Origin of the sequence: Crossiella cryophila, from assembly GCF_014204915.1 — a bacterium.
In the GTDB taxonomy this organism is placed as follows: Bacteria; Actinomycetota; Actinomycetes; order Mycobacteriales; family Pseudonocardiaceae; genus Crossiella; species Crossiella cryophila.
On record NZ_JACHMH010000001.1, the window covers coordinates 8133663 to 8146136 of the forward strand.

A 12474-nucleotide genomic window follows, 5' to 3' on the forward strand; every position below is an offset into this window, starting at 1 on the left:
CTGCCGGGTTCTGTCAGGTACCGGGTACAGGATGGGGTGCATGCGATGGCAGGAATTCGAGCAGGCCGCCCCGAGGATCGCGGCGCTGGCCAGGGAACGGTTCACCCAGGAACAGCTGGTGTTGCTGGGCACGGTGCGGCGGGACGGGTCGCCGCGGATCAGCGCGGTGGAGTGCGATTTCACCGCGGCCGACTTCTGCGTCGGGATGATGACGCCCTCGACCAAGGCGTCGGATCTACTGCGGGACCCGCGGGTGACCGCGCATTCGCTGCCACCGGGCAAGGAGAACCCGCTGGGCGATGTGAAGATCTTCGGCCGGGCGGTGGAGGTGCTGGACCGGCGGGAGAAGGACGTCTACGAGGACGCGATCTTCGCCCGGCTCGACTGGCGGCCGCCGGAGCCGTACCACTGCTTCGCCTTCGACATCACCTCGGCGGGGTTCGTCCGGTTCGAGGACGGCGGGCGGCGCTGGCTGGCCTGGCGGGAGGGCGAGGCGGAGCGGGAGGAGTTCCTGGCGGACGGGCCGTGCTGAGGACGCGCGCGGGGTGGTGACCGCGAGTAGCGTCCCGGGGCATGGCCGATCTGAAACCGCGTAGCCGGGATGTCACCGATGGTCTGGAACGAGCGGCCGCGCGCGGCATGCTGCGCGCGGTCGGTTTCTCCGATGAGGACTGGGAGAAGCCGCAGATCGGGGTGGCCTCCTCGTGGAACGAGATCACCCCGTGCAACCTGTCGCTGGACCGGCTGGCCTCGGCGGTCAAGGAGGGCGTGCACGCGGCGGAGGGCTTCCCGCTGCAGTTCGGCACGATCTCGGTCTCCGACGGGATCTCCATGGGGCACGAGGGCATGCACTTCTCGCTGGTGTCCCGGGAGGTGATCGCGGACTCGGTGGAGACGGTGATGGGCGCCGAACGGCTGGACGGCTCGGTGCTGCTGGCCGGGTGCGACAAGTCGCTGCCCGGGATGCTGATGGCGGCCGCGCGACTGGACCTGGCCTCGGTGTTCCTGTACGCGGGTTCGATCATGCCGGGCCGGGCGACCATGTCCGACGGGTCCGAGCGCGAGGTGACGCTGATCGACGCGTTCGAGGCGGTCGGCGCGTGCGCGCGGGGGTTGATGAGCCGCGCGGACGTGGACGCGATCGAACGCGCGGTGTGCCCGACCGAGGGCGCCTGCGGCGGGATGTACACGGCCAACACCATGGCCAGCGCCGCCGAAGCCCTCGGCATGTCACTGCCCGGCTCCGCCGCCCCACCCGCGGTGGACCGCCGTCGAGACGGTTACGCCCGCCGCTCCGGTGAGGCGGTGGTCGAGTTGCTGCGTCAGGGCATCACCGCCAGGGACATCCTGACCAAGCCCGCCTTCGAGAACGCCATCGCCGTGGTGATGGCCCTGGGCGGCTCGACCAACGCGGTGCTGCACCTGCTGGCCATCGCCCACGAAGCCGAGGTCGACCTGACCCTGGCCGACTTCACCCGCATCGGCGCGAAAGTTCCCCATCTGGGCGACCTCAAGCCGTTCGGGCGACACGTGATGTACGACGTCGACCGGATCGGGGGCATCCCCGTGGTCCTGAAACTGTTGCTGGACGCGGACCTCCTACACGGCGACGCCCTCACCGTCACCGGCAAGACCATGGCCGAGAACCTGGCCACCCTCAACGCCCCCGCCCCCGACGGCCAAGTAATCCGAGCCCTGTCCAACCCCATCCACCCCACCGGCGGCATCACCATCCTGCACGGCACCCTGGCGCCCGACGGCGCGGTGGTGAAGTCCGCCGGCTTCGACGAGGCCGTCTTCGAGGGGACGGCGAGAGTCTTCGAAGGCGAACGAGCGGCCATGGACGCGCTGGAGAACGGGACGATCACCGCGGGGGATGTGGTGGTGATCCGGTATGAGGGGCCGAAGGGCGGGCCGGGGATGCGGGAGATGCTGGCGATCACGGGGGCGATCAAGGGGGCGGGGTTGGGGAAGGACGTGTTGTTGTTGACGGATGGGCGGTTCTCGGGCGGGACCACGGGGTTGTGTGTGGGGCATGTGGCGCCGGAGGCGGTGGACGGGGGGCCGATCGCGTTTGTTCGGGATGGGGATCGGATTCGGTTGGATGTGGTGGCTGGGGCGTTGGATTTGGGGGTTGGGGCGGGGGAGTTGGCGGGGCGGCGGGAGGGGTGGGTGCCTCGGAGGCATGGGTATTCGCGGGGGGTTTTGGCTAAGTACGCGAAGTTGGTGGGGTCGGCTAGTACGGGGGCGGTTTGCGGGTAGGGGTGGGGGCGGGCTGGGGGGCGGGGCGCTGGGGGCGGGCGGGCTGCCGGTAGGGACGTGACTGGGGCGGGCTGCGGGCTGCGGGCTGCGGGTAGCAGCGTGGCTGGGGCTGGGGCCTGGGCTGGCTGGCGGCGGGCGCTTCGCAGCGGGGTGCGCCTGGGCGCGCGAGGATCGGGCGCACGGAGCCCGGGACCGGCGAGGAGCGGCTGCACGGGCGGGGTGCCGGACGCGAGGGTGAAGCGCGAGGCGGCCTGGCCCACGAAGCCGGGCATGCGGACTGTGGGGGCTACTCGCGCGGGGCTGGCCACGGCAGCTTGACGCGAGGCTGGGCACCGAGGCCAAGTGACGCCGGCGGCTGGGCAGGCGGCTCGGCTCCGCGGGGCGGTGGCTGAGCGGCGGCTGAACGGCCGGGGCTGCGGCGCTTGGGCGCACACCGGGGTGGGCTGCGCTTGAGCGCGCCGGGTCTGCGGCACCTGGGCGCGCACCGGGGTGGGCCGCGGCCTGCCGGGTGGTCGGCGGCGACGCCGGGCCGCTGGGCCACGCGCGAAGCCGTGGGCCGCGGGCGCAGCCGTGGGCTGCGGCGGGCCGTGGGCGGCGGCTGGGTGCGGGCTGCCGGTTCGTGGCGCTTGAGCGCGGGCTCTGCAGCGGTCGGCTGGGCGGGGTCCGGCGGGTGGGTGTCGGTTGGCTGGGGCAGTGGGCTGGGTGGCCGGGGGTGTTGGGGTCGGGTTGTGGGTGGTTGGGCGGTGGGCGCGCTTCCGATTGTTCACGCAACGCGGGAACGGGCGATTTGGTTCCCAGCGTATCCACAGGGGCGCCCCGGGGCTGGGGGCTATCCACAAAGTGCTGGTCAGGGCCCCGGGGCGGGTGGGGTTAGGCGAGGGCCTTGACTGCTTCGGAGAGGGCTCGGTGGAAGGTGGGGTAGGCGCCGATGAACTGTTGGAGGGTTTCCAGGGGGATTTTGGCGTGGACTGCCATGGCCAGGGCGCCCAGGATTTCGCCGCCGGCGGGGCCCATGGCGGTGGCGCCCAGGAGGGTGTTGTGGTCTGTGTCGAGGATGAGTTTGATCAGGCCTCGGTTGCCTACCTTGTGGACGAAGCCTCGGGAGCTGTGTTCCAGGCGGGTCAGGCCGGTGCGGATGTTGTGGCCCTGGGCTCGGGCTTGTTTCTCGGTTAGGCCTACCGAACCCAGTTCTGGGTTGGTGAAGGTGACTCTTGGGATGGCGTGGTACTGGGCGGCGGGGCCTGGGCGGCCCAGGATCTCGCGGATGACGATGTCGGCCTGGTACATGGACATGTGGGTGAAGGCGCCGTGGCCGACGATGTCGCCTACCGCCCACACACCTTCGGCGACCTTGAGGCGGTCGTCGGTGGGGAGGGTTCTGGTGGTGGGGTCCAGGCCGAGGTTTCCGATGCCGAGGGCTTCGAAGTCGGTTTTGCGGCCGGTGGCCACCAGGAGGTGGGTGCCGGTGACGGGGGTGCCGTTGGTGAGGGTGAGGGTGAACTCGTTGGTTTGGTGACTTACTGACTTGGCGCCCGCTCCGGTGTGCACGGTGATGCCTTCGTCGGCGAAGATCTCGGCGAGCAGGGCGGCCGCTTCGGGTTCTTCCAGGGCCGCGAGGTGGTCTTGGGGTTCGATGATGTGGACTTCAGCGCCGAAGCGGGCGAAGAGCTGGGCGAACTCCAGGCCGATGGCGCCGCCGCCGAGGACCACCAGGGTGTCGGGGACGTACTCGGTGCGGACCGCTTCCCGGTTGGTCCAGAAGGGGGTGCCCGCCAGGCCGGGGATCGGGGGGATGAGGGGTTCGGTGCCGGGGTTGAGGACGATGGCCTTGGTGGCGGTGATGGTGTGCGGCTGGTTGTCGTGGTCGAGGACCTCGACCTGGCCGGGGGCGGTGATCCTGGCGGTGCCGCGGAGGAAGGTGGCGCCCGCGTCGGTGAGGCGGCGGACCGCGACCGCGTCGTCCCAGTTGTCGGTGGCCTCGCGGCGGATACGCTCCGCTACCGCGGACCAGTCGGGGAGCACGGTGGCCGAGCCCGCGAGTTCCGGCACCCGGCGGGCCTCGGCGACCACCTCGGCGGCGCGGACCATCATCTTGGTCGGGATGCAGCCGTAGTACGGGCACTCGCCGCCGACCAGCCTGCGCTCCACCCCCAGCACCCGCAGTCCGGCGCCGGCCAGCTCGGTGGCGACATGCTCACCACCGGGGCCGAGCCCGATCACGACGACGTCCACCTCAAGGGCTGACATGGCTCTCCTTCGTTCGCCGGGACGACTGCATGCCGTACTGGCAAGTTACCTGTCAGTGTTAACCGGGGATTTCGGCGGGGCGCGGCTGTCAACCCGGTCGCCAACGTTTGTCCGGGCTGTCATCGCGTGCGCGGCGGGGCACTACCAGGTATGGAGATCCACTGCTACCTGGGTAGCTACCTCGCTGAACCGTGTCAGAACGGTCCTGGCGTACTGGATTCAGTTACCTGCAAACGTCGTAGGCCGATTTCGGCAGCATTAACCAGCACCATCCCCGGGAATGGCGGGCAGAATGTACCTCGGGCGCCGGGGATTCCCGAATCAACTCGCCCAAAGATCACCCGGCATTTTTACCGTTGATCGACAGCACCCTGGGTTCATGATCGGCTCCTGGATCACCCCGCCGGGGGACCCATGATCGCCGAGCGCGACCGGTCCGCCCGACCTGCCCGCACGAGGGTGGTAACAAACCCGCACGTTGTGGCGATTACCCCCACGTGCAGCGGACGTATCCAGTGGATGAACACCGGGGGCGCGCGGGCCTGACCCCCAGGCCGGGCGTCCACAGTGGACACACTGGGTGACCTCCCGGCCAGGGGTTTTGCCCGGTTGAGTGACTTCAGCCACACGGCATTTGTGCCGAATTGCTGAACAAGACACCGGGACCCGAGAGCCAAAGCGGGAGCACCGAATACTTGAGAGCCACTCAATTTTCCCTTGAGGGCGACTCAAGGCCACATTTCAACCGTTGATGAATTACAGCCTGCACCGCTAGCTTCCCGTTTCGATTCAGCCTTTCGGGTCACTAGCTGGATCCTGCCCGTCCACAGGTTGTTGTTGATCAACGGAGGCTCCATGGCCGCGCAGTCGGAACGGCGCGCTCTCGTCCTCGGGGTAACCCCCTTCGGCGAGGCCAACGCACGTCTCGTCGCCGCGGTCCGCCAGTCCGGCGGACTCGGAGTTCTCGACCTCGGCACCGGCGCCCGGTCGACTCGGGAAGCACTCGTTCTCGCCCAGCGCTGGGCGTCCGGCACCTTCGGGGTGCGCGTCCCGGCCGGGTGCGCGCTCAACCCCGCCGATCTCCCCACCGAAGTTGACACGGTCGTGTTGACCGGGGACAGCTCTTGGCAACTCGCTGACATCGCCACCCGGTTCCAGGTGCTCGTCGAGATCACCTCCGTCGAGCAGGCGCGCACCGCGGCCGCCGGTGGCGCGGCCGGGCTGATCGCCCGCGGCAACGAGGCCGGTGGCCTGGTCGGCGAACTCAGCTCCTTCGTCCTGCTGCAGAAGCTCGTGGCCACCCCGGGCCTGGACCTGCCGATCTGGCTGGCAGGCGGCATCGGCACGCACACCGCCGCCGCGGCCGTGCTCGGCGGCGCCACCGGCGTGGTGCTGGACACCCAGCTCGCGCTGCTGGCCGAGTCCGAGCTGCCCGAGGCGACCGCAGCGCTGCTGCGCACCCTGGACGGCTCGGAGACCGCCGTGGTCGACGGCCGCCGGGTGCTGGCCCGCAAGGGCCGCGCGCCCGCCCCGGCCCTTGAAGTGGGCCAGGACATCTTCCTGGCCGCCCGCTTCGCCGAGCGCTACGGCACCGTCGGCCGGGTGGTGCGCGCGATCCGGGAGGCCGTCGCCGCCGCGGTGACCGCCGAGGGCCTGGACGCGGTGCTGCGCCCCGGCTCGGCCTTCGCCACCGCGGTCGGCGTGCCGCTGCCGGTCGCGCAGGGTCCGATGACCAGGGTGTCCGACCAGGCCGGGTTCGCCGCCGAGGTCGCCACCGGCGGCGGACTGCCCTTCGTCGCCCTGGCTCTGGCCGGCAAGGAGCAGACCCGGCGGATGATGACCGAGACCGCCGCCGCACTGGGCGAACGCCCGTGGGGTGTCGGCGTGCTCGGGTTCGCGCCGGAGGACACCAGGGCCGCGCAGCTGGAGATCATCCGCGAGCTGCGGCCCACGCACGCCATCATCGCCGGGGGCCGACCCTCGCAGGCCGCCGCGCTGGAAGAGGTCGGCATCACGACCTTCCTGCACGTGCCCTCCCCCGGACTGCTCAAGCAGTTCGTGGAGGCCGGTGCGCGCCGGTTCATCTTCGAGGGCAGCGAATGCGGCGGGCACGTCGGACCGCGGGCCAGCTTCGCGCTGTGGGAAGCCCAGATCTCCGTGCTGCTCGATCACCTGGGCGCCAAGGACGGCGCTGACCTCCAGGTGATCTTCGCCGGGGGTGTGCACGACGCGCGCTCGGCCGCCATGGTCGCCGCGATGGCCGCGCCGCTGGCCGCCAAGGGCGTCGGGATCGGCGTGCTCATGGGCACCGCCTACCTGTTCACCGAGGAGGCCGTCAGCGCGGGCGCGGTGCAGCCGCTGTTCCAGCAGCAGGTACTGGCCGCCGAGGGCACCGAACTCCTGGAGACCGCGCCCGGCCACGCCACCCGCTGCGTCACCAGCCCCTTCGCCGAGGACTTCCAGACCATCAAGGCCGAGCTGACCGCCAAGGGCGTGCCGGACCGGGAGATCTGGGAGCACCTGGAAAGCCTCAACGTCGGCCGCCTGCGCATCGCCAGCAAGGGCGTGCGCCGCGAGGGCGAGCGCCTGATCGCCGCGGACGAGACCGAACAGCTCGCCGACGGTCTGTTCATGGCCGGACAGGTCGCGGTGCTGCGCGATGCGGTCACCACGGTCGCCGCCCTGCACGAGTCGGTCACCGGCGACGCGGCCGAATACCTTGGCGCGCAACGCGAACTCCTCCGCGCCCGGCTCGGCATCCTGGCCCCGGCACGCACCGAGCCGGTCGCGCCGCCGCCCCTGGACGTGGCCATCGTCGGCATGGCGTGCGTGTTCCCCGACTCCCCCGACCTGGCCACCTTCTGGGCCAACATCGTCGGCGGCGTGGACGCGGTCACCGAGGTCCCGGCCGAACGCTGGGACGCCGACACCTACTACTCCCCCGACGCCACCGGCAAGAACATCAACGACCGCACCCCCTCGCGCTGGGGCGGATTCCTGCCGAAGATCCCGTTCGACCCGCTGAGCTACGGCATCCCCCCGGCGAGCCTGGCCAGCATCGAACCAGTGCAGCTGCTCGCACTGGAGGTCGCCCGCCGGGCACTGCGGGACGCCGGTTACGACGGGGACCGGGACTTCGACCGCTCGCGCACCTCGGTGGTCTTCGGCGCCGAGGCCGGATCCGACCTGTCCAACGCCACCACCCTGCGCGCGGTCCTGCCCGCCTACCTGGCGAACCTGCCCAAGGAACTCCTGGACCAGCTGCCGCCGCTGACCGAGGACTCCTTCCCCGGCATGCTGGCCAACGTCATCTCCGGCCGCATCGCCAACCGCCTCGACCTCGGCGGCGCCAACTACACCGTCGACGCCGCCTGCGCCTCCTCACTGGCCGCACTGGACGTGGCCTGCAAGGAACTGGTCAACGGCACCAGCGACCTGGTGCTCTGCGGTGGCGCGGACCTGCACAACGGCATCAACGACTACCTGCTCTTCGCCTCCGTGCACGCGCTGTCGGCCACCGGGCGCAGCCGCACCTTCGACAGCTCCGCCGACGGCATCGCCCTCGGTGAAGGCGTCGCCTGCGTTGCCCTCAAACGGCTTTCCGACGCGCAGCGGGACGGCGACAAGATCTACGCGGTGGTCAAGGGCCTCGGCTCGGCCAGCGACGGCAAGTCCCTCGGCCTGACCGCGCCGCGCCCGGAAGGCCAGCGGGCCGCCCTGGACCGGGCCTACGCCAACGCGCACCTCTCCCCCGCCGCGGTCGGCCTGGTGGAGGCGCACGGCACCGGCACCGTGGTCGGCGACCGCACCGAACTGGCCACCCTGACCAAGATGTTCGTCGAGGCCGGGGCCCAGCCAGGGACCTGCGCGATCGGCTCGGTCAAGTCGCAGATCGGGCACACCAAGTGCGCGGCCGGACTCGCCGGGCTGATCAAGGCCGCACTGGCCCTGCACACCGGGGTCAAGCCGCCCACGCTGCACGTGGAAACGCCGAACTCGGCCTGGGACAAGGACTCCAGCCCGTTCGTCTTCCACACCGCGGCCCGCCCCTGGGCCACCGAACCGGCCGACCGGGTCGCCGGGGTGAGCGCGTTCGGCTTCGGCGGCACCAACTTCCACACCGTGCTCGCCGCCGTCGACCAGCCCGCCCCTCGGCACAGCGTGGACGCCTGGCCCGCCGAGCTGTTCACCTTCCGTGGCAACGATCTGCGGTCCGCCACCAAGTCCATCGAGAAGCTCCTGGACCTGGCCGCGGCCAACGACACCGGCGGGCGCCCGTGGCGGCTGCGGGACCTGGCGCGCACCGCCGCCCGCACCGCCGACACACGCACCGAACCCGTGCAGGTCGCGGTGGTCGCCGACAGCCTGGACGGCCTGGTCGGCCAGCTGCGCCGCGCGGTCGCCGGAGAGCACGACCCGGCCGCCGGGGTGTACCTGGCCGGGAACACCGCCCTGGGTGCCGAGCCCGGCAAGCTCGCCTTACTGTTCCCCGGGCAGGGCAGCCAGCGCACCGGCATGCTCGCCGAGCTGTTCGTGGCCTTCCCCGAGGTGCAGCACCTGTTGCAGCGCGGACACCAGTGGGCCGACCTGCTCTTCCCGCCGGCCGCCTTCGATTCCGCGGTGGCCAAGGACAACGAGGCCCGGCTGCGCGACACCCGGGTCGCCCAGCCCGCGCTGGGTATCGCCGGACTCGCCGTGCACCAGCTGCTCGGCAAGCTCGGCGTGCGCGCGGATCTCGTTGCCGGGCACAGCTATGGCGAACTCGTCGCACTGGCCGCGGCGGGCGCGATCGACGCTGGCACCCTCCTGGACATCTCCGCGGCGCGGGCCGAGTCGATCCTGGCCGCGGCCGCGGACGCCGGTGGCGACCCTGGCAGCATGGCCGCCGCCTCCGGGCAGGCCGCCGCGGTGCGCGAGGTACTGGAACGGGCCGGGTTGAGCGGTGACGTGGTGCTGGCCAACCACAACTCGCCCAAGCAGGTCGTCGTCTCCGGCACCACCGAGGGTGTGGCCAAGGCCGTCACCGAGCTGAAGGCGGCCGGGATCAGTGCGAAGCCGATCCCGGTGGCCTGTGCCTTCCACAGCCCACTGGTGGCCGCCGGTGGCGACCGGTTCGCCCAGGTTCTGTCCACTGTGGACATCCATGCGCCGGAGATCCCGGTGTGGTCCAACCGCACCGCGAGCGTGTACGGCGTGGACATCCGGGCCGAGCTGGCCGCGCAGATCGGGTCGCCGGTGCGCTTCGTCGAGCAGATCGAGGCGATGTACGCCGACGGCGCCAGGGTCTTCGTCGAGGCCGGGCCGGGCAAGGTGCTCTCCCGCCTGGTGAAGGACATCCTCGGCGACCGGCCGCACGTCACCGTGACCATCGAGCCCAGCGCGGACAGCGGTCTGCGCGGCTTCCTCGGCGCGCTCGCCGCGCTCGCCACCGCCGGGGTGTCCCTGCGCACCGGGTGGCTGTTCCAGGGTCGCGACGCCCGCGACGTCTCGGCCACCCCCCTGCCCAAGCGCGCCGGCTGGACCATCGACGGTCACGTCGTGCGCACCGCCGACGGCGGCTACCTCACCGGCGGCCTCGCCCCGGCCCGTCGCGTCCACCTGGAGACCACCATGAGCCAGCCGCAGCCCCAGCCAGCTGGTCAGAACGACGCCCTGGTCAGCGAGTTCCTCCGGACCAGCCGGGAGATCCTGGCCGCCCAGCGCGATGTGCTGCTCACCTACTTCGGCAGCAACCCCGGCGTGCAGTACGCGGCGCCGCAGGTGCTCCAGCAGCTCCCCGCCGTGGTTCAGGCCCCCCTCGCACCGGTGGTGCAGCCGGTCGCCGCGCCCGCGCCGGTGGTGGTGGCCGCACCGGCACCCGCACCGTCCACTGTGGACGTCCTCGGTACCGTGCTGCAGATCATCAGCGACCGGACCGGGTACCCGATCGACATGATCGAACCCGATCTCGACCTGGAAGCCGACCTCTCCATCGACTCCATCAAGCGCACCGAGATCGCCGGTGAGCTGGCCACCAAGCTGGGTGGCGGTCTGGACGCGGCCAGCCTGACCGACGCAGAGCTGGAAGACCTCGCGAAGGCCCGCACGGCCGCGGCGATCTCCGCCTGGCTGGGTGCGAAGGTCGGCGACACCGCCACACCGGCCGCGATCCCAGCCACGGTCGCGGCGAGTGGCCCCAGCGAGGCCGAGATCCTGGCCACGGTGTTGCAGATCATCAGCGACCGCACCGGGTACCCGATCGACATGATCGAGCCGGACCTGGACCTGGAAGCCGATCTCTCCATCGACTCCATCAAGCGGACCGAGATCGCGGGCGAGCTGGCCACCCAGCTCGGCGATGGTCTGGACGCGGCCAGCCTCGGCGACGCCGAGCTGGAAGAACTGGCCAAGGCGCGTACCGCGGCCTCGATCGCGGGCTGGCTGGCCGCCAAGTCCGGCGCCCCGGCCTTGCCCGCACCGGCCGCGCCCCTGGCACTGGCCGCCGCCCCGGTGGCCGCGCCCGAGCCGGTGGCGGTCTCGGGCGGGATCGCGCCCAAGCGGTACCTGCTCACCCCGGTCGACATCTCCGGCGTCACCCCCACCGGCGTGGAAGCCCTGACTGGCAAGCGGTTCGTGCTCTTCGGCGCCACCGGCGCGAGCGAACTCGCCGCGCTGCTCCTGGAGAACGGCGCGCAGGCCCGGGTGGAATCCCTGGCCAGGCCGCTGACCGAGGCGGACGGGCAGATCGACGGCGTGGTGTTCCTGGACGCCCTGGTCGACGGCGACCTGCCGGTGCTCCCGGAGACCTTCCCCGCCTTCCAGTCCGCGCTCGTCCGCGGCGTCAGCTGGCTGCTGGCCGCCGCACCGGGTCAGCTGGGCCGGGCGGCCGGACTGCGCGGACTGTTCCGCACCATCGCCCGCGAATACCCGGACACGCACGCCAGCCTGGTCGAGACCGACGCCGACCCGGCCGCCGCGCTCTTCGCCGAGATCCTCGCCGGTGACCGCCACCCGGTCGTCCTGCGCCGCGAAGGCGGACGGCAGGCCCTGGAAATGATCGCCACCCCGCTCGGCGCGCTCGGCCTGGGCGCCGGACCCGCCGGGGACGGCTCCACCGAGGCCGGCGCCATCGGCCTGGACCGCGACTCCGTCGTCCTGCTGGTCGGCGGGGCACGCGGGATCACCGCCCAGTTCGCGGCCACCCTGGCCGGGGCCAGCGGCTGCCGGATCGAACTCGTCGGCCGCACCGCCGTGGCCACCGAGGACGAACACCCCGCCACCCTGGCCGCCAAGGACAAGACCCAGCTGCGGGCCGCGCTGATCCAGCAGGGCCTGCGCAACCCGGCCGAGATCGAACGCACCGCCAGCCGCATCCTGGCCCAGCGCGAGGTCCAGTCCACTGTGGACGAGATCGCCGCACTCGGCAGCCAGGTCCGCTACCACTCGGTGGACGTCCGCGATCACGACGCGCTGCGCGGCCTGGTCAAGGAGATCCACGCCGAACACGGCCGCATCGACGGCGTGGTCTACGCGGCGGGCGTGATCGAGGATAAGCTCCTGGCGGAGAAGGACATCGAGTCCTTCCGGCGGGTCTTCGGCACCAAGGTCGACGGCGCCCGCCAGCTCCTGGAGGCCGTCTCCGACCTCGGCGAGACCGGGCCCCGGTTCGCGGTGCTCTTCGGCAGCATCGCCGCCGCACTGGGCAACCGCGGCCAGGTCGACTACGCCGCCGCCAACGACGCCCTGGAATCCCTCGGCATCACCTGGTCCCAGCGGACCGGGGCCCGCGGACTCACTGTCCACTGGGGACCGTGGGCGCCCTCGGCCAAGCACGGCGGCATGGTCACCCCCGAACTCATGCAGTCCTACACCCGCCGCGGCATCGAGCTGATCGACCCGGAGGAAGGCACCCTGGCGCTGCTGCGTGAACTCGCCTGGGGTGGCGACGCGGTCCGCTCGGTCGTCTACTCCGCCTCGGGCTGGTGA

4 protein-coding genes are annotated in these 12474 nt (G+C 71.7%); 3 read left to right on the forward strand and 1 reads right to left on the reverse strand.

The annotated features are described in order from the left end of the window. Positions 1 to 40 precede the first annotated feature (40 nt). Positions 41 to 532, forward strand: a complete 492-nt coding sequence (locus HNR67_RS34850) for a pyridoxamine 5'-phosphate oxidase family protein (protein WP_185006879.1) — start codon at positions 41 to 43, stop codon at positions 530 to 532. A gap of 41 nt (positions 533 to 573) precedes the next feature. Next, a complete protein-coding gene (gene ilvD, locus HNR67_RS34855) occupies positions 574 to 2262 on the forward strand; it encodes a dihydroxy-acid dehydratase (protein ID WP_185006881.1) in 1689 nt (562 codons plus the stop codon). An 870-nt stretch (positions 2263 to 3132) separates the two neighbouring features. Here ilvD and HNR67_RS34860 read toward each other — a convergent pair. After that, the gene (locus tag HNR67_RS34860) at positions 3133 to 4509 is read right to left on the reverse strand and encodes a dihydrolipoyl dehydrogenase family protein (RefSeq protein ID WP_185006883.1); all 1377 of its coding nucleotides are present in this window, start codon (positions 4507 to 4509) and stop codon (positions 3133 to 3135) included. An 855-nt stretch (positions 4510 to 5364) separates the two neighbouring features. Between HNR67_RS34860 and HNR67_RS34865 the strand changes: the two genes are divergently transcribed. Beyond that, positions 5365 to 12474 (forward strand): type I polyketide synthase, encoded by a 7110-nt coding sequence (locus HNR67_RS34865; RefSeq protein ID WP_185006885.1) that lies wholly within the window; start codon positions 5365 to 5367, stop codon positions 12472 to 12474.

Coding starts and splice junctions, on each gene's coding strand:
- HNR67_RS34850 (WP_185006879.1), top strand. CDS start 41: ATGCGATGGCAGGAATTCGAGCAGGCCGCCCCGAGGATCGCGGCGCTG.
- ilvD (WP_185006881.1), top strand. CDS start 574: ATGGCCGATCTGAAACCGCGTAGCCGGGATGTCACCGATGGTCTGGAA.
- HNR67_RS34860 (WP_185006883.1), bottom strand. CDS start 4,509: ATGTCAGCCCTTGAGGTGGACGTCGTCGTGATCGGGCTCGGCCCCGGT.
- HNR67_RS34865 (WP_185006885.1), top strand. CDS start 5,365: ATGGCCGCGCAGTCGGAACGGCGCGCTCTCGTCCTCGGGGTAACCCCC.